21 protein-coding genes and 1 pseudogene are annotated in these 21628 nt (G+C 36.0%); 8 read left to right on the top strand and 14 right to left on the bottom strand.

Annotation, left to right across the window (positions count from 1 at the left end; translation table 11 throughout):
• Nucleotides 1–260: 260 nt before the first annotated feature.
• From J2R98_RS01105 to J2R98_RS01095, 3 genes are all read right to left on the bottom strand, one after another.
• Nucleotides 261–401, bottom strand: coding sequence for a YvrJ family protein (locus tag J2R98_RS01105; protein WP_017187109.1), 141 nt, complete (start codon nucleotides 399–401; stop codon nucleotides 261–263).
• 66 nt (nucleotides 402–467) lie between these two features.
• Entirely contained in the window at nucleotides 468–686 is a 219-nt protein-coding gene (locus tag J2R98_RS01100; RefSeq protein ID WP_307065266.1) for a DUF2922 domain-containing protein, read from the bottom strand.
• A gap of 16 nt (nucleotides 687–702) precedes the next feature.
• Nucleotides 703–927 (bottom strand): DUF1659 domain-containing protein, encoded by a 225-nt coding sequence (locus tag J2R98_RS01095; RefSeq protein WP_307065264.1) that lies wholly within the window; start codon nucleotides 925–927, stop codon nucleotides 703–705.
• A 422-nt stretch (nucleotides 928–1349) separates the two neighbouring features.
• Here J2R98_RS01095 and J2R98_RS01090 point away from each other — a divergent pair, with 422 nt between their 5' ends.
• The 3 genes and pseudogenes from J2R98_RS01090 to J2R98_RS01080 all read left to right on the top strand — a co-directional run.
• A complete protein-coding gene (locus J2R98_RS01090) occupies nucleotides 1350–2522 on the top strand; it encodes a tetratricopeptide repeat protein (protein WP_307065262.1) in 1173 nt (390 codons plus the stop codon).
• An 11-nt stretch (nucleotides 2523–2533) separates the two neighbouring features.
• Nucleotides 2534–3703 carry a S1C family serine protease gene (locus tag J2R98_RS01085; protein ID WP_307065261.1) on the top strand — a complete coding sequence of 390 codons (1170 nt, stop codon included), beginning with the start codon at nucleotides 2534–2536 and terminating at the stop codon, nucleotides 3701–3703.
• Between the two features lie 94 nt (nucleotides 3704–3797).
• Nucleotides 3798–3899: pseudogene (locus J2R98_RS01080) on the top strand (YjcZ family sporulation protein); the annotation flags it as partial.
• A gap of 184 nt (nucleotides 3900–4083) precedes the next feature.
• Here the strand turns inward: J2R98_RS01080 and J2R98_RS01075 are convergent.
• The 5 genes from J2R98_RS01075 to J2R98_RS01055 all read right to left on the bottom strand — a co-directional run bounded on the left by J2R98_RS01075 (nucleotide 4084) and on the right by J2R98_RS01055 (nucleotide 8699).
• Entirely contained in the window at nucleotides 4084–5292 is a 1209-nt protein-coding gene (locus tag J2R98_RS01075) for a putative bifunctional diguanylate cyclase/phosphodiesterase (protein ID WP_307065259.1), read from the bottom strand.
• A complete protein-coding gene (locus tag J2R98_RS01070) occupies nucleotides 5289–6050 on the bottom strand; it encodes a PAS domain S-box protein (protein WP_307065257.1) in 762 nt (253 codons plus the stop codon). The genes J2R98_RS01075 and J2R98_RS01070 overlap by 4 nt, the downstream gene beginning before the upstream one ends.
• A gap of 48 nt (nucleotides 6051–6098) precedes the next feature.
• Nucleotides 6099–7475, bottom strand: a complete 1377-nt coding sequence (locus tag J2R98_RS01065) for a TrkH family potassium uptake protein (protein WP_307065255.1) — start codon at nucleotides 7473–7475, stop codon at nucleotides 6099–6101.
• A gap of 199 nt (nucleotides 7476–7674) precedes the next feature.
• Nucleotides 7675–8103: a YwpF family protein gene (locus J2R98_RS01060; protein ID WP_307065253.1), complete on the bottom strand. Its 429-nt coding sequence runs from the start codon at nucleotides 8101–8103 to the stop codon at nucleotides 7675–7677.
• A gap of 62 nt (nucleotides 8104–8165) precedes the next feature.
• A complete protein-coding gene (locus J2R98_RS01055) occupies nucleotides 8166–8699 on the bottom strand; it encodes an HD domain-containing protein (RefSeq protein WP_307065250.1) in 534 nt (177 codons plus the stop codon).
• Between the two features lie 218 nt (nucleotides 8700–8917).
• Here J2R98_RS01055 and J2R98_RS01050 point away from each other — a divergent pair, with 218 nt between their 5' ends.
• Both J2R98_RS01050 and J2R98_RS01045 read left to right on the top strand, forming a co-directional pair.
• Nucleotides 8918–9748: a DUF2785 domain-containing protein gene (locus J2R98_RS01050; RefSeq protein ID WP_307065248.1), complete on the top strand. Its 831-nt coding sequence runs from the start codon at nucleotides 8918–8920 to the stop codon at nucleotides 9746–9748.
• Nucleotides 9749–9764: 16 nt separating this feature from the next.
• Nucleotides 9765–10319: an AAA family ATPase gene (locus J2R98_RS01045; protein WP_307065246.1), complete on the top strand. Its 555-nt coding sequence runs from the start codon at nucleotides 9765–9767 to the stop codon at nucleotides 10317–10319.
• Between the two features lie 58 nt (nucleotides 10320–10377).
• Here J2R98_RS01045 and J2R98_RS01040 read toward each other — a convergent pair whose 3' ends face one another.
• A complete protein-coding gene (locus J2R98_RS01040; protein ID WP_307065244.1) occupies nucleotides 10378–11754 on the bottom strand; it encodes an MFS transporter in 1377 nt (458 codons plus the stop codon).
• Between the two features lie 150 nt (nucleotides 11755–11904).
• On the opposite strand from J2R98_RS01040, the gene J2R98_RS01035 reads away from it, so the two are divergent.
• Both J2R98_RS01035 and nfsA read left to right on the top strand, forming a co-directional pair.
• Nucleotides 11905–13386, top strand: coding sequence for a methyl-accepting chemotaxis protein (locus J2R98_RS01035; protein WP_307065242.1), 1482 nt, complete (start codon nucleotides 11905–11907; stop codon nucleotides 13384–13386).
• Nucleotides 13383–14120: an oxygen-insensitive NADPH nitroreductase gene (gene nfsA / locus J2R98_RS01030; protein ID WP_307065240.1), complete on the top strand. Its 738-nt coding sequence runs from the start codon at nucleotides 13383–13385 to the stop codon at nucleotides 14118–14120. Before J2R98_RS01035 ends, nfsA begins: the two co-directional genes overlap by 4 nt.
• 31 nt (nucleotides 14121–14151) lie before the next feature.
• Here nfsA and J2R98_RS01025 read toward each other — a convergent pair whose 3' ends face one another.
• Both J2R98_RS01025 and J2R98_RS01020 read right to left on the bottom strand, forming a co-directional pair.
• Entirely contained in the window at nucleotides 14152–15777 is a 1626-nt protein-coding gene (locus J2R98_RS01025; RefSeq protein WP_307065238.1) for a BCCT family transporter, read from the bottom strand.
• A gap of 125 nt (nucleotides 15778–15902) precedes the next feature.
• The gene (locus J2R98_RS01020; protein ID WP_307065236.1) at nucleotides 15903–18329 is read right to left on the bottom strand and encodes a penicillin acylase family protein; all 2427 of its coding nucleotides are present in this window, start codon (nucleotides 18327–18329) and stop codon (nucleotides 15903–15905) included.
• Nucleotides 18330–18466: 137 nt separating this feature from the next.
• On the opposite strand from J2R98_RS01020, the gene J2R98_RS01015 reads away from it, so the two are divergent.
• Nucleotides 18467–19120 carry a hypothetical protein gene (locus J2R98_RS01015; protein ID WP_307065234.1) on the top strand — a complete coding sequence of 218 codons (654 nt, stop codon included), beginning with the start codon at nucleotides 18467–18469 and terminating at the stop codon, nucleotides 19118–19120.
• Nucleotides 19121–19308: 188 nt separating this feature from the next.
• Here the strand turns inward: J2R98_RS01015 and J2R98_RS01010 are convergent, their stop codons facing one another.
• The 3 genes from J2R98_RS01010 to J2R98_RS01000 form a co-directional block, all read right to left on the bottom strand.
• Entirely contained in the window at nucleotides 19309–19791 is a 483-nt protein-coding gene (locus J2R98_RS01010) for a glutathione peroxidase (protein WP_307065232.1), read from the bottom strand.
• Between the two features lie 473 nt (nucleotides 19792–20264).
• Nucleotides 20265–20819 carry a hypothetical protein gene (locus J2R98_RS01005; protein WP_307065229.1) on the bottom strand — a complete coding sequence of 185 codons (555 nt, stop codon included), beginning with the start codon at nucleotides 20817–20819 and terminating at the stop codon, nucleotides 20265–20267.
• A gap of 126 nt (nucleotides 20820–20945) precedes the next feature.
• Nucleotides 20946–21503, bottom strand: a complete 558-nt coding sequence (locus J2R98_RS01000; protein WP_307065227.1) for a PepSY domain-containing protein — start codon at nucleotides 21501–21503, stop codon at nucleotides 20946–20948.
• Between the last annotated feature and the right edge of the window lie 125 nt (nucleotides 21504–21628).

Genomic DNA, 21628 nt, shown 5'->3' with positions numbered 1-21628 from the left:
TAAGCTTCGAAGCAGGCTTCCTCGGTGCAAAGCACAAGGAAGTTACTCGATGTAGTAGCTTGGCTCACCAGCCGCCCCGGCAAAGAAAACACTGCGACAAACGACCTTAGGGAGTTTGAGCAGATGTTGCACTTGTGCCCTGCGGGTGAAAGCGGAGCATTTTGATGGAGCGGATAATAGATAAACCCGAACGAGTTCAAAATGAGTTTTCGTTCGGGTTTTTATGTGTTAACAATTAGTTCTGTTTCAGCCTCTTATTTTTATTTATCAACTAATATAGGTAAGTTCATAATTGAATCGTTGAGTTGTTCAAGTTTCTTCTCAATTCGGTGTAACAAATAAAAAGTTACTAGAATTGGGAAGCCAACTTCAGGAACCCAAGTGATCAAAGTCTCAAACAATTTTCCTCCACCTTTCTTATACTTGTAAAAAGAGAGGTGACACAAATGGTGCCACCTCCCAAATCATTAATCTAAAGGTACTTCTTCTACGTTACGTTCAACTACTTGTGCATGAGCAATTTCTGTTAAAGGTAATTCTGAAGAAGTGAAAATATCTTGTTCTAAAATCGTATCCATAGCTTGCTTAACTTGTTCTGGGTTTACTGGCTCTACCGGATTCTCAACACTAATGGTTGCGAGACGTCCTTGTTCATTTCTAAATCTTAGTTCTAAACGTTTACTCATTTAATTCTTCCCCCTCTTATTCATTGTTTAATAATAAAGATTGGTCATTTCGTAATGCTTCGTGTAACGGATCTTGTCGAAGCTGCGATAGAACTTGTGCTACAGCAATTACCGCGTCGTCTTCAGCCTCAGGCTTTACGTTGTTATAACTTCGACGAGAAATCACCTCTTCCCCATGTTCATCAATTCCTGTTACAAATAGTAGTTGCAGTTGACTGTTAATTTTTTGGACATTTTCCATCTCGTCAACCTCCTTTCACTTTTATAATCGTTTAGAAATAAAAAAAGTGTGAAATGTTTTGAAACATTTCACACTTTTGATTCGTCTAATATTAAGGGTGTAACTTTAATTAGTTTTTAACGTTATCGATATAGCAAGATCCGATTAAGTATGCAATGACACCTAACGAAACAATGCCCATTGTTAGTTCAATTGGTTCCACAGTGGTGCACCTCCTAGTTCATCATTTACGATTTTCACTATAACTATTTTACCAAAAAATTTAGCCTTTGAGTATTATCATCTCATGAAACTTAAAATTAATGAAGAATAAACAACATTTTTGAACAAATTGTAACATTTAGTTATTAGAGACTACTCAATTTCTGCAATATTCGTGTTAAAATTTACATATAAGAAAGGGACACAATAGGTGATAGATTATGATGTACTGTCCAAAATGTGGATCAAAAACAAAAGCTGAAGAATCATACTGCGTCATATGTGGATCGCAGTTACCTAAAGACATAGACGAACGTACACAAGGACAAGGGATTAACCGCTGGTGGTTAACACCTATTGTTACTCTTGTTTGTGTGTTAATTGCCGGTATAGGTTTACATTTCTATTTAGAGTACAATAACTCTACCGCTCAATCTCTTTATGATGAAGGCGTTGAGTATGCTCTGGAAGGACAATATAGCCGTGCGCAAAGTCTTTTTGAAGAATCACTCGAACATAACCCTAACTATGAAGCTGCCGAAATTAACCATGACTTTATGTCAGTAGCACTTGAGATTAACGAAAAATTAAATAACGTCGACACTCTTGTTAACCAAGGCGCGTTCCAACAAGCTGTCCAAATTACCGAACAAGCAGAAAGTCAATTGAGTTCGTACAATGGTGAAATTATTAACTTCTTATTAGATTCCATACTTACCAAACGAAACGAAGTGCGTATGAGCCAAGTCGAACAGCGTCTTGCTGATGACCCAGGTGCTGAAGAGCTTAAAATTCTGCTATGGCAAGTTCAGTCGATTGAACATGATAATGCTGAATCACTTGAAGAGATGTTAAGAGAACGAATCGTAAGCCATACAGCTAATGAAGCTAATGAAAAATTACAAACCAATCAATTCACTGCTGCTATTTCCATCATTGAAGATGGGTTACGGTATGCACCTGAAAATGAACGTCTCAGCAGCTTGAAATCGACTATTGAGAATCAACAATCAGATTTTGAAACGCAACAACAAGAACGTATTGCGCAAGCTTTAAATCAATATGAACTAGAACAAGAGCAAAATGAAAATAACGCCATTGAAGTAGTCGACATTCAAGTGAATGTTAATGATTATGATGAAATGCAAGTGACTGGAGAACTTTTAAGCGTCGCTACAAGACCGATTCATTCTATTTCAATAACATACAAATTACTAGATGAAGATGAAGAAGAAATACTAGAAAATGAAACATACGCATTCCCTGATACGCTATACCCTGATGAAACTGGTCAAATTGATCATACGCATAGTGACATACCAGATGATATTGACTTAGACGAAATTACAATTTCAATCGAGCAAATCTCATGGTATCTAGACGGTCAAGAATAGAGGTGAACAAAATGAAATACCAACTAAAAAAAACAGCGCCGGTCGTTCTTTCAATGATAATTCTATTAGCCGGAACGTATGCTTTAGTCTCTTATTATGACAATTGGAAAGAAACAGCAATTGGATCAGATCAAGCCATTGTTGAACATGTCACAGATAATGAGTCTAACCAAGGACACGACCTACAAGAACTAATTCATGAAGCTCAAAAAAGCGTTGTTCAAATTGAAACAACAGGGTCATTTGGTAATAACTTAGGTTCTGGCTTCGTTTATAACGACCGCGGTGACATTATTACAAATGCCCACGTTGTAAAAGATGCTGATTCAGTTTATGTTAAAACATCAGAAGCCCATACTTACCCTGGAGCTGTAATCGGTATTGGTTCTTCTGAAGACATCGCTGTTGTTCGCGTACCTCAATTAGCGAACAGTTCAACTTTAGAGATTGACCCAAACTTTGAACCCAATATTGGTGATGAAATATTAGCCGTTGGAAGTCCGCACCGCTTGCAAAACACTGTTACGTTAGGTCATATATCAGGAACAGAACGAAACCTATCAGTTGAACAGTATGAATACAATAATTTATATCAAATCTCAGCTAGTATTTTACAAGGAAATAGTGGTGGTCCGTTAATCCACGAAGAAACAGGGAATATTATTGGCATAAACTCAGCAGCCATGAATGAAGGTACCATTGGTTTTAGCATTCCCATTAGCCAAATTTACGAGCGTGTTTCAATGTGGTCAGACACAGCTAATGATGATGAGTTAAACTACGATGGTGACCCTACTTTATATCAAGACATTGACCCAAATACTTTAGAAGAAGACAGTGAATATTTAATCAGTTATTTCTATGAGACATTAAATGTGCGTGATTATTTCACAGCTTATTCATTATTAGGTAGTGACTTACAATCGAATTACTCTTATCAAGAATTTCGAGAATTAATCGTTCATTCAATCGATATTAATATTAATTCAACAGAAACTTTATCTGTTGAAGATGGAATTGCAACATTCAAAGTTAATTCAGATCATGAAATTAGAACTGATGAAGACACACGTGAAACTCACCATTTTGAAACTATTTATGAAGTTGGCTACGAAAATGACCAACTAAAAATTCTAAGTTTAGAACGTGAACTCTTATCTAAGACGAGCCATTCAAATTAAAATGATCGTTTCTGGGTGAGTAACCATTCAAATACACATAAGTCACCATATAGATATATTACATGTCTTGGGAGGTGATTTTATGTTCAAACCAGGTTACTCACAACATGGATATGGCCATGGCTATAACAACTTTGCGTTGATCGTTGTACTTTTCATTTTATTAATAATCGTGGGTGCAACTTTCTACTGCTAACACCTTACAAGTGTCTTGAGAGGTTAGATGACTGCTCGCATCAACCTTTTCTCCCTCAAAGTGCAAGAGGCTTATCGTCATAGTTGGAGTGACGATAACCTCTTACACCGTTAATAATCACTGATTTGAATAGTCCCCTTATAAAAAAAGCTGACCGCTATAATTGCGATCAGCTTTTTTAGTATTATTCATTTAAGAATGTTTCGATTTCAGATTCTGGCATTGGCTTACTGAAGTAGAAACCTTGAACTTGGTCACATTTTTCACCCAACAGAAAATGTAAATCGCCCTCCTTTTCAACTCCTTCAGCAATTACTTTTAAGTTTAGCGCATGAGATAAATGGATAATCGTTTTAACTATAGCAATATTTTGCTTCGTTTGATTTTGAATGAACATGCGATCAATTTTTATTTTGCTTAATGGAAACTGGCTTAAATACTTTAAAGATGAATAACCAGTCCCAAAATCATCTAAAGCCACCTTCACACCGAGCTCATCAAAGTCATGAAGTGTATCAATTATATAACGTTCATTGGACATAGCCATTGATTCTGTGATTTCTAACTCTAGATATTGAGGTTCTAGACCTGTCTCTTCAAGTATTTCGCTAACACGACTCACTAAATGACGTTGCAAAAACTGTCTTGCAGAAAGGTTAACGCTCACTTTAACTTTTGGTAAGTCTTCATCTTGCCACTTTTTATTTAATCGACAAGCTTCATAAATCACCCAATCACCTATATCTAAAATTAGTCCTGTCTTTTCTGCAATTGGGATAAATTGATCAGGTGAAATGTCTCCCATTTCTTTATGTGGCCATCGGCATAATGCTTCAAAACCGATGATTTCTTGAGATTCCAATTCATACTGCGGTTGAAAATGTAACTCGAAATCCCCACTCTTTATGGCTTTATGTAATTCAGTCTCAAGCTTTAAACGTTCTTTAAAACCTTCTTTTAAAGATTGTTTAAATATTTTATAGTCATTTCGGCTTTCCTCTTTTATAACATGCATAGCAGAGTCAGCGTGCTCAATCAACTCTGATGCTGTTGCAGCAGAAGATTGTGGGTAAAGACTAATCCCAATACTAACAGTTGTATATATTTCATAACCATCAACCATTAATGGCTTTCGGAATTGCTCGATTACCTGTTGTGCTAATGAGCATACATCTTGTTCACTCGATACTTTGCGCTGTAACACTAAAAATTCATCACTCGTCATTCTAGCAATAAACAAATCTTCTCTTAATATTTGCTTTAACCTAGAGGCGCAACCCCTTAATAACGAATCACCTACTTGATAACCGAGTGTGTCATTAATATGTTTGAAATAATCAACATCTATAAAGTGAACAGCTAATTGCTCCCCTGACTCCTCTGAATTTTTCAACTCGTCTTCAAGTACAAGTTGAAAATAGTTACGGTTAGGTAGTCTGTCAATTGATCATAATAAGCCATGAACTCAATTTGTTTTTCATTCTCCACACGTTCAGTAATATTTCGAACGATTGCAACACGAAGGTTCGAGTCTTCATTAAACGGTTCTGGTAATACTTCAGCATAAATAATAGACCCATCACGCTTAAAACCCCTTAAAGGATAAGGACTATCATGTTGGTTCAATTGCATATTCTCATACAAAGCCTCATGATCATCTGAATGGACAATATCAAAAATGGATTTACCGATTAATTCAGACCTCTTATATCCGATCATGCTAGCAAAAGCAAAATCACAATCAATAATTTGTCCTCGATCATGCATAATAATACCTTCATAAGGGCTACTTCTAGCATGATTTAAAGTATAAATTAACGAATCTTTCTTCGACTTTAATCCACCTTCCTTTAGTGTATAGCACCAATACTCATCAATTGGCTCACTTTTCATCACAACCAATTTCTCAGGGGTCGTTTTCGTCCAAACAAGATCTTCATTATTCGTTTGTTTTGCGATTACTTCTAAATCAATATAATCATGAACATATAACGGATCATTAACATTCAATTTTACTTCTAGTAATTCTTCTGCAAATTGATTGCCAGCTACAATGTATCCATCTTGATCAACAAAAATAATCGCATCTGATACATTGTCTAAGATCCAATCATGAATAGGCAATTGTAGCTGATCTACTTTTTTGAACACTTTATTTCCCCCTACTATAAATGCATAGCCTTGTTGGTGCTAGGTTAATTAGCCGATATTTATTTTCTCTTTTGGATAACGATAACGATCTTTCGCCTTGCCTCGATTAAATGAGAATAAAAATGTCAAAATTCCAATACGCCCAATCAACATAAGAGCCATTAATAAAACTTGACTTAAATTTGACAGCTCATTCGTAATCCCCATTGATAAACCTGTCGTTCCGAACGCTGAACTAACTTCAAAAATAATGCTCGTTAACGATAGATGCCCATCTAATGCTGTAATGACAATAACAACTGAAAAGAACATTAACATCGCTAACAATGTTACGACTACGGCTTTGAATAAGTCTTCTTCTTCAATTTCTCGTCCAAAAATCCGTACACGATTTCTACCACTAGCAAACGTAATAATAAATATAATAACTAAAGCAAATGTAGTCGTTCGAATACCACCACCAACACTACTTGGTGAAGCGCCGATAAACATCATAGATGACAAAAACAGTTGCGTCTGAGTAGTGAACTCATTCATATCCATCGTGCTCAGCCCACCACTTCTAGCGGTCGTTGACTGAAACAAACTATAGAAAAGCGCTTCATGCCATGTTTTATCGGCAAAGAAGTGATTGAACTCTAAGATCAAAATAACGATAAATGAAAAAGCTAATAAAACAAAATAAGTTAATGATGTTAACTTAGTAAACAGTGAAAAGCGCTTTAAGTTACGCTCTTCTTGCGAAATTTGTAAGTACTCTTTAAGTTCAATTAATACTGGGAAACCAATTGCACCAGCAATGATTAATAAAATATTAATAAATTGCACAAAGTAATCATTCGCAAATGGTTCTAAAGAAGCTCCGGTAATATCAAAACCACCGTTCGTAGTCGCACTAACCGAGGCGAAAAAGCCATGGTAGTAAGCTTGTAAAGCACTATCGAAGTACGTTAAATAATATGTACCTAAAATAATAAAACCGATCAATTCGATTGTTAATATAACAATAAACATCTCTTTAACTAATCGAACAATTCCAGCAATCGACTTCGTATTCTGATCAGTCATGATAAGACGTCTTTCTTTGAAGCCAATCTTCTTCCCTAACACGATCCAAATAAGTGTCCCTAATGCCATTACTCCTAATCCACCTATTTGGAGTGCCAATGCAATCATGAAGATCCCAAACACACTATAAGAATCAGCCGTCTCCACCACTGTTAATCCAGTAACAGTAACAGCACTGACAGCTGTAAATAACACCTCCATAAAAGCTAACTGAACACCTTCTTTTTGTGAGATTGGAAGTGATAAAAGAAAAGCGGCAACAGATGCTGCTATAAAATAATACAGTGAAATAAGTTGCACGGGTGTTAGTTTATCTAAGATTGATTTATTTGGTGTCAGTCGATCCATTCGGCTCATAATACAACTTTCTCCTTAAATTGCTAAATTCCTGCTAAAAAATCAAAAATCATGTCGCAAAATGTTCAAAAATGAAATATAGACTATTATGAATTCATTCTAATCATTTGACAACATCTAATAAAAGCCTTCAAGTGTAAATAAAACCCTATCTGTTCTTCATGACAGATTAGGGCCGTCCAAAATAGCTTTATTTAATTTAGAACAAATTTTCTTGATTTTTTTCTTTAAATTTATTTAGTAAAGATACACCTTGATAGCCTGCCTCAATTAAATCTTGCAACGTCTCTTCTACTTGTTCTCTTTCACGGTTAACCATATTACCAATTAATATAACATTCATATTATCTTCAATTTCATTCACGGCTCTAACATTTGCTAGTATCGTCGCTTTAGGATTCGATTCTTTCGTAATTCGAACTTGGGTAACTAACTCTTGTTCAGCCTCAAGCTTTTGATTAAAAAAGTCATAATGCTTTTTAGGGATATATGCCTCAATTAACCATCGAGCTCCTTCAATTTCCTCACGATCAATAATCAACGCATCAAGGAAATCGACATCTTTGCTTACTAATTCTTCTCCCGATTTTTCCAAAATATTAAGCGACACTAATTTAAATGTTTTCATCGAACCTTCCTTTCTTTTACATCCTTATTATATAGGAAATTGAAGGAAGACAAAAGGTATATTTAAGAAATTGATTGATGAGGGCTTTCATTCTCTAAAATCTCTTGGTCAAGCTGCTTTAATCGCTTCTGCGCTTCTTCGATTGTCATCGTCTTATAATGATGCTTGCCCCCTGGCAGTTCTTCCATCTCATCAGCTTCATATACTACTTCATGCAATGGCGTGCGCATACCATCAACGGAGAAAGGTAAGTATGAGTCCGTATGCAGTAATATTGTCACGGATATAGCTTTTGCCGTTTTACGATCTTCACCTAAACGGATCAATAATTTATGAGCTCTTTCAGCACCTTTAATCGCATGAATGTCATGTTTACGATACTCTTGATAATCCCACTCACCATCGTTATACCATTCATAATGACCTATATCATGCAATAATGCTGCCTTGGCAGCTAACTCAACATTAACTCCTCGAGCCTTGGCCAATTTAACAGCTTGTTCAGTTGTCGACACAGCATGATGAATCCCTGAACGTTTAAGGTATTTTTGTGTAATAGGATGATTAAATATATCGACTAGCTCAACTCGTTTCACGACAACCACCCCTTTAAGTTTTTAAAGATTAATATAGCATAGTATGCAGTACAATTTCAATTGTTATTTGTACTTGTTACCTTTTATAAGAAAAATTAAACATACGGCTATGCACACAATAGATGTTTGAATTATTTTACAATTACGGTACAATGATAAAAGCTTAGTTAATGGTTTCAATTATTAAGTTCACAGTAAATTTCAAAAGTGGTGAAATTATGACATTAAAATTAGAGCTTAGAGAATTAAAAGATCCTGTACTACTACCAGATTTAAATGATCTGCTAGGTCGTATGTTACAAAATATTGGCTCAGTTGACCCTGAACTTCGAGATACGTTAATCTACAACAAATTTGGCAAGCTAATATTAGGTAATCATTTATCAACTCAACAAGTAGAACACATCTTAAGCGTTTGTTTAGACAATTTGTTTTGGAAAATTGGTGAACGAAGCAGTGACTCAGTATTCACACGGTCATTTTCGGCTTTAGTGATCGCACTTATCCTCAACTATAATCGTCAGAAACAGATTATTTCCGATCAACTTATACACCATTCTGTCAATAGTAGTATAAAGTACCTAAAACTCGAAAAAGACACCAGAGGATATGTAACAGGTAAAGGATGGGCTCATAGTATTGCCCATGGTGCCGATTTATTAACGGAAGCAATCAAACACCCTCATTTTAATCAAGCATTATCTTCTCAATGCCTTGAAGCGATTAAACTGTGTATTTTTAAAGAAAACACCACCAACACACCTTATATAGATGATGAAGAAGAACGACTCGTCTTCATTATGGAAGCTTTGAAAGAAAAAGGGATTACAGAACAGAAGGTTTATACGTGGGTTTTGGAAATTGAACAACAATTAGATGATATATTTCAAAATGAAGGGCATAGTCTAAACTTCTTTTGGAAGAGAAATCAAGTAGTAAATTTCTTGCGTAGTTATTACTTCCGCCTGCTTTATAATAATGAGTGGGAACAATTGCAGACGAATATCGTTACAGTGCTTAGAAAGTTACATAAAGACTTATACGATTAATGAAATGAGGTTAATAATGAAAAGGCTTGCTATCTTAACAGTAGGTAAGACTCATAGTGGTAAAAGCACATTTGCTAAGAAACTAGACAAAGAATTAAATCATTCTATAATTATAGACCAAGACCACCATGCAGGTTTTATCAATACACATTACCCAACACTACAACCAAAATCAGGCCCAAACACACTCAAACATTCCATTTCAAAGTTGATTGTCGATTATGCTAAAGAAAATACAAACTTGCATTTTATAGTGTGTAATTCTAATCGTTCTAAAGCAGGAAGAGCATATTTGCTAAATGAGATTTATAAGAAAGATGAGTTTATTAGAATCATAGTTCACTTTAATATCTCTTATGATACTCTTCTTGACCGTGTCACTCAAAGTGAAAGAAACACCAACATTCTTAGAAATGCATCAAGTTTCAAAGAAGTACTGTTACGACAGCAAGCTGAAGATGTGATTGATCCTGATGAAGACGAGGCTGACTTTTTCTTTACTATTAGTAATAACGATGAAACAAATGAAGTCATAAGACGAATTGTCGATATTTCAAATCAAAATTGTTAAACAAAAAACGTGCTATAAGGAATCACCTTATCACACGTCTTTTTATACTTATAAACTTTTAAGCCATCTTTTCCCCATCACGGTAAACTAGTTTAAATGTAATTAAGCCAATTAAAACAAGTCCCATGAACGTTAAGAACAAATTACTATAAACGGCACTTTCACCTGTTACTGCCAAGAAGTTCACCGGATTCTCAGGTCGGAATAAATCAAGTACAACACCTGCAATAGCACCACTTAAAGCACCTGAAACAAAGTTTAATAAGTTGAAAACACCCATTCCAACACCTGTTTCATGTTTAGCTAGCAAGTTCGCTAATAGATCTGCACCTGATGCTTGAACTAATGGGAAACACATCATCGGGAAGATCAGCATTAAACTAATGATTAACGGACTTAAACCGACTGTAGATGAAACGATTAGAAACCCAGTTGATAATAAAGCTAAGCTACCTAAATAAACTTTCCTAGCTCCTTTTTGATCAACAAGTCTTCCTCCTTTTCTTCCGATTAATGCAGCGCTAATAGCACCCGGAAACATAACTAAACCAATTTCCATCGTTGATAAACTATAGACTTCACGTAGCATAATTGGGACAGTAAACATAAGACCGAATAGACAAGCTACCGCTAAGAAACTCGTCAAAATCGCCACCAAATAGTTACGGCTTTTAAATAAATGAGGTGGTATAAATGGATTTTTCGCCTTAAACATGCGAAGCAACGCTAAAATACCAAACCCGATTGCAATATATAACGAATAGACGAAGCCTAGCGTAATTCCAATTAACGTTGAAGCAATCGTTACAGCAACTAAACTAGCCCCTAAATAATCTAATCTTACGTTAACCGTTTCTTCATCTGGTAAGTTTTTAAGCAAAAATGGTAATGTCACGATCATTAAAGCCGATGTTAAAAATAAAAATTGCCAAGATAAAAAGCCGGCAATAACACCGCCTAAAATAGGGCCAATTCCAGAGGCAAAAGCCATCACGGATGCAATAATCCCTAATATCTTACCCCTTTCATTCGGGAAGTAGCGAATAGGTGCAATAAAAGCAATAGCTGGCATCATCGAACCGCCAATTGCCTGAATCACCCTTGCTACGAGTACAAAAAAATAATTCGGTGCAAGAAATCCGATAATAGAACCAATCGTAAAAACCGTTAGTCCAAATGTGATTAACTTCTTAAAAGCTACTGTGTCAGCTAGTTTTCCATATATTAAAGCCCCGACTGAATACACCATAATATAACCAGTCATCACCCAGCTAACTTCTGAGGGCATTAAATTAAATGCTTCTGCAATGTCTGGGATGGCTATGTTAAACATTGTTCCGTTCATAACCGAAAACATTAAAACGAAACATATTGAAAACAACAACATTCTAGGGTTCTTTATATCTATTTCATTTTGTTGTTTTATTGTTTCCATATAATTTTACTCCTCTCAATTCACCTAATCTATCATATCGGTTAGCTATTAAACTTGCAATAGTTGTGCACACTTCTACAATTCCCCAAAAATTTTCCTTTATGTTAAAATAATGATATATTAATTTTAAGAAAATTTGGAGGTGTCTGAATGTTTGAGGAGGATTCACGTTCAATTGAACAACAGTCATTACATAACAAAAACAAATTGCTTTTATGGTTATTATTAATTATTACAGCTGTCAGCACAATAGCCAATGTGTCATCAGGTTTGCCAACAAGCGTCATCTTAATTGTTTTATTTGGTGGGATTGGTATATTAGTTGTCGCTGGATTTTTAATCTTCACTAATAAAGCAACTCAAGTTATACCGTACATATATGTCGTCGGGTTATCTGGACTGCTCGGTTTCGTCATTTTAGAAGCGAGTGTCTCTACACATAACTTCGGTTTAATTTTCTTCATTCTAGTAACATCAGCAATATACATGTCACTGCCACTTTTAGTACTAGGTTTCACATCAAGCATGGTCATTTACCATAGTTTAGTCTTCATGCACGGTGACCTTTTAGACTTGCGATACGAAACAGCGCTATCGTTCATTTTATTTACAGCGATCATTTTATTTGGACTACAACGAATTACGAAACAAACAGACAACCAATTAGAACAGCTGCGACAAGAGAATGAATTAAGATTCGAAAGCGAAACGAAACAAAAAGACCACATCAAAGAACAAACAGCCGTTATTAAGACTAGTATGGAAGAAATTGAATCACAATCAAATACGAATAGCCAAGCTTTGACGGAAATGAATCGTGCTATTCAAGAAATCGCTTCTAGTACTGAAACACAAGCTGATGATTTAACATCGGTCAACGATTCAATCCATCATACCGCAACTAATGTGGATGATATGATGAATCAATTAAGTGATATTCAAGAAGATACAAATGAAACGTCTCAACAAGCCCAAACAGGTAAAGAAGAATCTGATCAAATGATCAATCAAATTAAAACGTTCGAAACGAGTATGGATCAAATGCGCACCACATTTAAAGAATTAACAGAAAAAGTCGAGTCATCATCTACTTTCATTCAATCGATTAAAGAGATTAATGAACAAACAGGGTTATTAGCACTTAACGCGTCAATTGAAGCAGCCCGAGCAGGTGAACATGGAAAAGGATTTGCGGTTGTTGCTGATGAAATCCGTAAATTAGCTGACAAAACTGATCACACTGCTTCTAACATTTCAGATAACTTAAATGAAATGAAACAAACAAATGAAGAAACTGATGAACAAATGAATCAATTACTTTCTGTTCTACAAGATAATATTAAAACGATCCATCAAAGTAGTGAGCGATTTAACCAATTTGAAGATGACACAAACGATTTACAAAACAAGCTAAACCATTTCAGCCAAATTGCTGAGCAAGTTAATGAAAGTACATCACACATTAATGATACAATGGAACAAATCGCTTCTAAAGTCCAACAAACAACGGCATCCGTTGAAGAAATAACGGCAACGGTTCAAGAACAGACGAATCAAAATAGCCAACTTCATGAAGAGATCGAAAAAACTACTGGAGCGTTACAACAACTAACAAAGGAGTCATCAACATGAATGAAACAATCGACCTACTTATGAATCATCGTTCTATTCGTCAATTTAAAGATGAATCATTAACTGATGAGCAAATTAAAACGATTATTCAAGCAGGACAAGCTGCTTCAACATCAAGTTATTATCAAGCCTATACCATCATTGGTGTCACAGATGACAAATTAAAACGACAATTACGAGAAGTTAGCGGTCAAGAATATGTAGAACACAATGGCCACCTTTTCGTCTTTTGTGCAGATTTAAACCGTATGTATCAATCACAAGATGTAGAAACACAAGAAAAGATGAAAGACAATATCGAGAATACAGAGTTTTTCATGATGTCTACGATCGATGCAACGTTAGCTGCTCAAAACGCTGCAGTCGCAAGTGAGTCGCTCGGACTTGGCATTTGTTATTTAGGTAGCTTACGTAATGATATCAACCGTGTTAATGAGCTATTAAGTTTACCACAGTACGTTATTCCGTTATTTGGAATGGCTGTAGGTGTTCCAGATGAAGAGCCTGATGTAAAACCACGCTTTGACTTTAATGCGATCTATCACGAAAACGGTTATCAAGATCATACAAAACATGTTGAACAATTTAACAAAACGACAGAACAATACTATGAAGACCGTTCATTTAACACGAAAGTAGACAATTGGAGTAAACAAGTTGAACGAAAACTATCTAAGCCCATGCGCATGGACGTTACAGACTTCGTTAAACAAAAAGGGTTAAATAAACGTTAAAGGATTAGGGAGTCTCCCTAATCCTTTTTTCTTACTCTTCCTCTTTTCCTTTTTTACGATTTCTTCTTCGGCGAATTTTCTCTCTAATTTTCTTATAATCAAGTATAATCGTCTTAGGTTCGTACTGATCATCGGCAATAAGGTCTCCTGTTGTTGTTTTCATAAATGACCAAGCAATTAAGAACATAATGAATATTAACGGGAAACCGCCGATTATACTAGCCGTTTGTAATGTCTCTAAACCACCTAAATACATTAAAGCTAACGGTAACAAACATAACGTAAACGCCCAAAACATTCTATTCCAACGTAATGGCTCTTCATTTTCAATTTCTTTTTGCGTAACAGAAGCTAGAATATATGAACTTGAATCAAATGTCGTTGCTAAAAAGACGATTGATAAAAAGACAAACAACGCAACCATGACACCTGCAAACGGTAACTGGTTAATAATCGAAATGATCGCCGCTGGTGCACCCTGTTCATTTAACACCGTTATGACATCGAATGAACCACTCAATTGTAAGTAGAGCCCGAAGTTCCCCATTACACCGAAGAATAGCAAACAGCCAATAGACCCATAAATCATCGTACCTGCAATAACTTGGCGAATCGTTCGTCCACGTGAAATTCTTGCGATAAACAAGCCGACAAACGGAGCATATACTAGCCACCAAGCCCAATAGAAAATCGTCCAAGCCTCAGGAAATCCAGTTGGTTCAAACCCTTGTAACACAGCAAATGGCTCGGTCCACGTACTCATTCTAAAAAAGTTATCTAAAATTAGTCCCAAACTATTCGTCGTCGTCTCAGCAATAAACAAAGTAGGTCCTGTGATGAACACAAAAGCGAGTAAGAAAATCGACAACGCTAAATTAATGTTACTTAACCGTTTAATACCTTCTTTTAGTCCGACATAAGCGCTGGCAGCAAAGATCGCAGTAACAACTAATAACACAATCGTTCTTAAGAACATGTCGTCTGCAAGTCCCGTAAGTTCAGATACACCACGTGAAATAAGCGGCGTACCGAGAGCAAGCGTCGTCCCCGCCCCACCTATTAAACCGAAAATAAATAAGACATCTATAATTTTACCTAGGAAAGTATCAGACCAACCTTTTAAAAGGGGTCTTAACGTTTCACTAATCTTAATAATTGGTGTTTTTCTTACATAGAAAAAATACGCCATTGGAAGAGCCGGCAAAGCATATATAGCCCAGGCAATAGGCCCCCAGTGGAAAATACCGTACGTTGAAGCCCATTGAATCGTTTCTAATTGTTGATCAGTAGGGCTAATCCCAAATGGTGGTCCTTGATAATAATAAGCCCACTCAATCGTACCCCAATAAAGAATACTAGAACCAATCCCTGCACTAAAAAGCATCCCTGCCCATGCAGGCGTGCTAAACTCTGGCTTCTCGTCTTCTTCACCTAATTTCACTTGCCCGTTTTGACTAAAAGCAACAAAGATTAAAAAGAAGAAGATTGCAAGTCCCATTAACAAATATAAAAAACCAAATGTATCAGACATGAATGCATTTACATCAGCAATGACTTCTGCACCTGCTTCTGGGAATAACACAAGCGGAACCACGACTGATAATATGACAACAAAAGATATAATAAACGTTGGCCAATCAATCAATTTTCTACCCATTTAAAAGTCTCCTCTTTGATGTTGTGTTATATAGCTTGAGTTAAATGGGTGATTTTATTAGTGTAAAATAAAAACCTCCGAACAAGTCGGAGGTTAAGTTAAGATCATTTGCGTTAGTTTATTAACTATTCAGCAGTTAAAATTAATTCTTCACCTGAATAGTCATCCATTCTCGTTTCATGATAATTCCCTTCAACCCAATTTTCAATTTGATCATCATACCAATCACTTCTGTAGTGACCTGTTTGACCAGGACCAACGATATGATAACCTCCCTGAGGGTCAGACAGGTCTGTTACAAAACGCCAGCTAGCGCCATGATTCACAATACCATCATCACCAAATGAAGCAGCCATAACTGTCACGCTACTCCCATCTACAGGTTTTGGATCAACACTATTAAAGAACCGGTCTAAAATGCCGGTAATCGATAACGGATGAGCGAAATATATACGATGATAATCTCCCCAATTCCAATCATCAACATTAGACCCTTGTATATCGACAATCTCTTCAACAGCTTGCGTTATAGCTTTATCTAATACCGACTCTAACCCACCATGACGTTCAACCCAATGTACTTCATCACCATCATATGCACGTTGAATTAACTGATCAACATTTTGTCCGCTACCTTTAAACATAGAAAGCACTTCCTCTGGCATTTTCTCAGCAAACAAAGTCTCTTCTATCGACCTCACTAACTGATGGAACACCAAAGGCCCAGCTAACTCACGATCGTCATACAAATTCCACTCAGACAAAACATCCACTGCTTCTTGCTCAACTTCAGATAATTCAACAGACTCTAAAACATCGATAAAAATCGGAACAAAATGTCTTGCTTGTAGGTTTTTCGTATCCATTTGTAACTCTTTCATATCTTCTGCTGTAAATTGCTCTCCTTCTTCAAGTACTTCATGGATTCTTTCGTATCGGTATGGCTGAGCCCAAACGTTACTAACATGATATGGATAAACATCTGATACGACTTGGTTATTCGCTGTAGCGACAAAGCCTTTTTCAGGATTAACAATCGTCGGCAGCTCATCGTATGGAATATACTCTGTTAACGCAAAGGTTGAATCCCAACCTGGCATTGGCAACAAGGCATCATCTGGATGATCATATATAGGGATTCTTCCATTCGCTTTATAAGCAATCGTTCCATCATGACTGGCAAAGACAAAATTTTGTGCAGGTGCATGAAAGTCTTCTAACGCTTTCTCAAACTCTTCCCAATCCGAAGACCGGTTCATTTGCAGTACAGCAGACAACTCTTTTGTTGCATCTAATGCTGTCCACCGTAATGAAAACACTGATCCATTTAAATGCTCATCAGCTTCTTCAGCAAATTCAGAAACGACAGGACCATTAATCGTTTCAATGACTTCATATTCAATAGGATCCTCTCCATCAACATAGATCGTCTCTTCAATGACTTCAGCTTCATACCATTCGTCATCATATAAAAATTGGTAAGGATCATCTTCATGTCTTCGCTCAATATAAAGCTGTTGAACATCTGGTCCAACATTGGTTACACCCCAGGCAACCTCCTCATTGTGACCTAAGATTACACCTGGAATACCAGCAAAAATCACACCTGAAACGTTATAATTCGGTGAATCTAGGTGGACTTGATACCAAATTGACGGTGTTGCCAACCCTAAATGTGGATCATCAGCTAATATTGGTTTGCCTGATTTTGTTTTACTACCATCCACTGCCCAATTGTTACTTCCATTAAAAGGGTGTGGTATTTCAGCTTTTGTTAAGCTAGCTGTTATATCAATATATTCTTCATCTGAAATGTTTGACGCACCTTTCTCTGGATATGTTGGAAACAGCTCAAGTGCTTCTTCTTCTTGGAAGTTGTGCATAGCATAATAGTTAAATGCTTGACGCTCCCAATGCCCTCCCAAATCAAAGGCCATATATTTACCAATCGTTAAAGAGTCAAGTGGTGTCCATTCTCTCATCTCACTTAACCCCATTAATGTGAATTCAACAGGCATGCTACCTCCACTTTCAGCATGTGTTATATAAGCGTTTACACCTGCAGCATATGCTTCTAATGCCATTAACTCCTCCTCATCATAATCAGCTAACGACTTTTCTGCAGCTCTTCTTAAACCAAGCGTTCTAAAATACTTATCTGTATCAACTGCCATTTCACCGACGACTTCACTTAATTCACCCGAAGCTTGCCTTCGTGACATTTCCATTTGGAACAAGCGGTCTTGTGCTGTTGCAAACCCTTGAGCAAAAAAGAGATCTTCATCAGTCTCTGCCTCAATGTGTGGGACACCTTGTTCATCTCGGATAATCGTTACGTCGTTCGTTAATCCTTCGAAAGATAACTCTTCCGAAACGTCCTCGGTATAACTAGCAACAGCAATGGCGCCTTCAGTCTGTGGTAAAGATCTATCTATGTAAGCGTTAACATAAAGAAGCACACCAATTAATATAAGCACTAAAATTAAAAATACTATTAAACTCCACTTGATGATTTTATTTCTAGGTTGTTTTGTTTGAATTGCCTCTCCCATAGCACAACCCCCTTTTTATTATAATAATATAAAAATTCTAAAAATTTAACACTTATATGTACTTTTTAACTTTTAATTTACGAATAGGATGAAAAAGCCTTATAATAAACGTTGGATTAATCGAATGAGGTGAACTTATGGATGCAAAGAAAAAAGCATTAATCGCAGGACTAATTATTGTGTTCTTTTTATTAATTGGTGTTTTCTATCTATCTTACTTAGGGTTAACTGAAGACTCAGGAGAAGCTGAAGAAGTTATAGATGAAGCTGAACAATACTTAGCAGAGAACTTTGATCAACAAACTGAAGTCGTTGATACGTTGTTTGATAATACTGGAGTATATGAACAATTTCGTTATGCTGCAATAGTAGAGACTGAAGAGCATGATCATTTTAGATTTTTAGTGTATCGTCATAATCAATACGATGAATATATGGATAGTTACGTAGCTGAAACTTGGGAATATGAATTGGAACAATTTCTAACTGCTGAACTAGAAGAACGTTTTGGAACAGATATAATCTATGATATGTGGATTACTTACCCGAAAGACATTGGTCACCATTTAAATATTGACCGTAATGACATCCCATCACTACAAGGACAATCAGCAAAACCGATCATCCGAGTGACATTAGATCGTGGACAAGAATCAGATGATGAGGACCATATGAAAGAAATAATCAGTCTAATGCGTTCAGAGCTAGACATTCCAGGCGGTAGTTTCACACTAGGGTTTAACGATGATGCGCTTATCTTTAGTGATCGAAATATACGTGAAGAATTTTAAACTATACATCATTACTAGTTGGAAAAGTGTCGGACGACGTACCATTAATGTCGGATGAACCTAAGCTCTAAAGTGATTTAGGGGACTTTAGCTCAATTCAAAGCGCCGAAGTCCCCTCTTTTATGTCCCTAAAACATAAAAAAGTAGTCTAATTCAAACTAAATTAGACTACTTCACGTCAATATATTTCAGTTCTTTAATAAATTGATAATATCACTTTCAATTTTAGCTGGTGTCGTTTGTGGTGGATAACGTCTAATCACTTTACCATCTTGATCAACTAAAAACTTTGTAAAGTTCCATTTAATTTCGCCACCTAAAAAGCCCTTCTTCTCACCCGTTAAAAATTGGAACAAGTCACTTTGTTCGTCACCTTTAACATCGACTTTTTTATAAATTGGAAATGATACACCATAATTAAGCTTACAAAAGCTTTCAATTTCACCTTGTTCATCAAACTCTTGATTCATAAACTGATCACATGGAAACCCTAAGATCTCAAACCCGTCACTTTGATGTTTCTCATAAAGATGTTGCAAACCTTCAAACTGCGATGTAAAGCCACATTTACTAGCCGTATTAACGATTAAAAGGACTTTACCTTCATAATCAGACATTGACTGCTGGCTTCCGTTACCTTGTTCCACCTCAATACTGTATAATTCGCTCAAAAAAAGACCTCCCCCAACATTATGTGTTACATCTTGAACAAAATAATTGACCGTTCACATGTTCACCGTCCAAAAATCCATTTTCACAATAAACTTTTCGACCACATTTACAACAATACCCAATTAACTCAATCATCTAAACACACTCTCGTAATTTTTCTTATAAAATACTTATAACAGACATCTATAAACATCACTAGAAAAAAACGAAATAATTAACAGTTTTTCAAATTGCATTCAATCATTTATAATATAATTATAAACAATTTGCTTCAGGCAGGTGATATAGTGAGTCTGAAATCGAGCATTTATAAGTTTTTACGCATTTGGAACGATGTCGATTCTGTCCGAAAAGGCAGAGTTGGACGCCGGGTCGGTCGACGTGTTGCTGGCCGCACAACAGGAAAAGCATTTCGCAAGCTTTTTAAATAAGAATCATAATTGAAACTTGGATTAGTTAAACTAGTCCAAGTTTATTTTTCTTCTTTTTTGATTAACTTTATATCAACTTCATCTTGAATGTCTTCTTGTTCAATAAATTGCTTAAACAACTGATGAACTTCGTTAGAATCTCCGCTGCCATACACTTCACCATGAACATATAACTCAAATAATAATGGCACCTGTTCTGTCTCCGGTTCTTCAAGATTGATCTCACAAGCTTTGCACTTCTTATAGAGGGCTGTGTCGTCTTCCCAATCACCTTGATTTAAATAGTGACAATACCCATTCTCATCAGCATCTTGGTTAAAATTAATATCCCAAAATGTGCAAGTTCCATTTTGATCATAACAGTTCGGACCTTGAGGAATGAAACGTTCTGGATATAACCTTTTTTCCTCGTAGTCGAACGCTTGTTTAATCTCATCTTCTGTTAAATAATCAAAATCACGGATGACGACTTTTAGATCACCGTATTGATACAAATGCCGTGGCTCTACGTTTGTACTCTTAACATAAACTTTCTCTTTGCCATACAGTTCTTTTTTCTTCTCTAAATATTCATATCTATGTATAAAATCCTTCAAGCTAATTCCCCTCCACCTAAGTAAGAATTCTCAATCTTCTATCTACTATATTATTATAATAGAGACAAGATGTACAAACATGTCTATTAACAAAGAAAAACTTGCCTGTCTTAGACACAAGCAAGTTTAACTTACATTTAACACAACACCAGAAACAGCATCGACACTTACGTCATACTCATAATCACCATACTCAATGACAACTAAGTAGATTAAGTCACCCTTCTCTTCTACTAAATCCGCTTGAACTGGGTTACCGTTTACCGTCTCTAATGCTAGTTCAATCGCATCTAACTTTTCAATTGTTGTTTGGACATATTTCTTAGCATCTTCTATACTAATAGACTGCACACGATTAACACGTTGTTTATCAATTGAGAGAACTTTACCGCTTACGCCATCGACCGTTAAATCATAAGTGTAGTTCCCTTGTGATACATTGACTTCAAATTGCTCTTGTCCATTTAATTCTAGATTTTCAATTTTACCTTCAACTTGTTCATAGACGATTTGTTCTAATTCATTATGTCCGATTAATTTTGTCGCATCTAACATCACATTCGCCTCCGCATCTGTTTTTGCTTCTGAATATGGTTGTTCTTTCGTTTCAACAGTTGAAATACCGAAGAAACTACCTAAAACGAATGTGCCGGCAAATGTACTGTAAAATATTTTTTTACGCATATTTTTCCTCCATCGATGACTCGTTTTCAAGCTCTACAATGTCTAGTTTAGTCAACGAACATGAGAAAAAGGAGATAACAACATTAAAAAAAGATTAAAATTTGTCCGAAAATTTATGATAAAAT

It is taken from the genome of Alkalibacillus filiformis (assembly GCF_030814115.1).
GTDB lineage: Bacteria > Bacillota > Bacilli > Bacillales > Alkalibacillaceae > Alkalibacillus > Alkalibacillus filiformis.
This window is presented reverse-complemented; position numbering and strand designations above follow the sequence as displayed.

Bases quoted from the DNA above. Each gene is read 5' to 3' on its own strand.
- J2R98_RS01035 (WP_307065242.1), top strand. From the start codon at position 11,905: ATGTTTGAGGAGGATTCACGTTCAATTGAACAACAGTCATTACATAAC.
- J2R98_RS01100 (WP_307065266.1), bottom strand. From the start codon at position 686: ATGAGTAAACGTTTAGAACTAAGATTTAGAAATGAACAAGGACGTCTC.
- J2R98_RS01040 (WP_307065244.1), bottom strand. From the start codon at position 11,754: ATGGAAACAATAAAACAACAAAATGAAATAGATATAAAGAACCCTAGA.
- J2R98_RS01095 (WP_307065264.1), bottom strand. From the start codon at position 927: ATGGAAAATGTCCAAAAAATTAACAGTCAACTGCAACTACTATTTGTA.
- J2R98_RS01015 (WP_307065234.1), top strand. From the start codon at position 18,467: ATGGATGCAAAGAAAAAAGCATTAATCGCAGGACTAATTATTGTGTTC.
- J2R98_RS01090 (WP_307065262.1), top strand. From the start codon at position 1,350: ATGATGTACTGTCCAAAATGTGGATCAAAAACAAAAGCTGAAGAATCA.
- nfsA (WP_307065240.1), top strand. From the start codon at position 13,383: ATGAATGAAACAATCGACCTACTTATGAATCATCGTTCTATTCGTCAA.
- J2R98_RS01045 (WP_307065246.1), top strand. From the start codon at position 9,765: ATGAAAAGGCTTGCTATCTTAACAGTAGGTAAGACTCATAGTGGTAAA.
- J2R98_RS01085 (WP_307065261.1), top strand. From the start codon at position 2,534: ATGAAATACCAACTAAAAAAAACAGCGCCGGTCGTTCTTTCAATGATA.
- J2R98_RS01020 (WP_307065236.1), bottom strand. From the start codon at position 18,329: ATGGGAGAGGCAATTCAAACAAAACAACCTAGAAATAAAATCATCAAG.
- J2R98_RS01065 (WP_307065255.1), bottom strand. From the start codon at position 7,475: ATGAGCCGAATGGATCGACTGACACCAAATAAATCAATCTTAGATAAA.
- J2R98_RS01050 (WP_307065248.1), top strand. From the start codon at position 8,918: ATGACATTAAAATTAGAGCTTAGAGAATTAAAAGATCCTGTACTACTA.
- J2R98_RS01000 (WP_307065227.1), bottom strand. From the start codon at position 21,503: ATGCGTAAAAAAATATTTTACAGTACATTTGCCGGCACATTCGTTTTA.
- J2R98_RS01060 (WP_307065253.1), bottom strand. From the start codon at position 8,103: ATGAAAACATTTAAATTAGTGTCGCTTAATATTTTGGAAAAATCGGGA.
- J2R98_RS01025 (WP_307065238.1), bottom strand. From the start codon at position 15,777: ATGGGTAGAAAATTGATTGATTGGCCAACGTTTATTATATCTTTTGTT.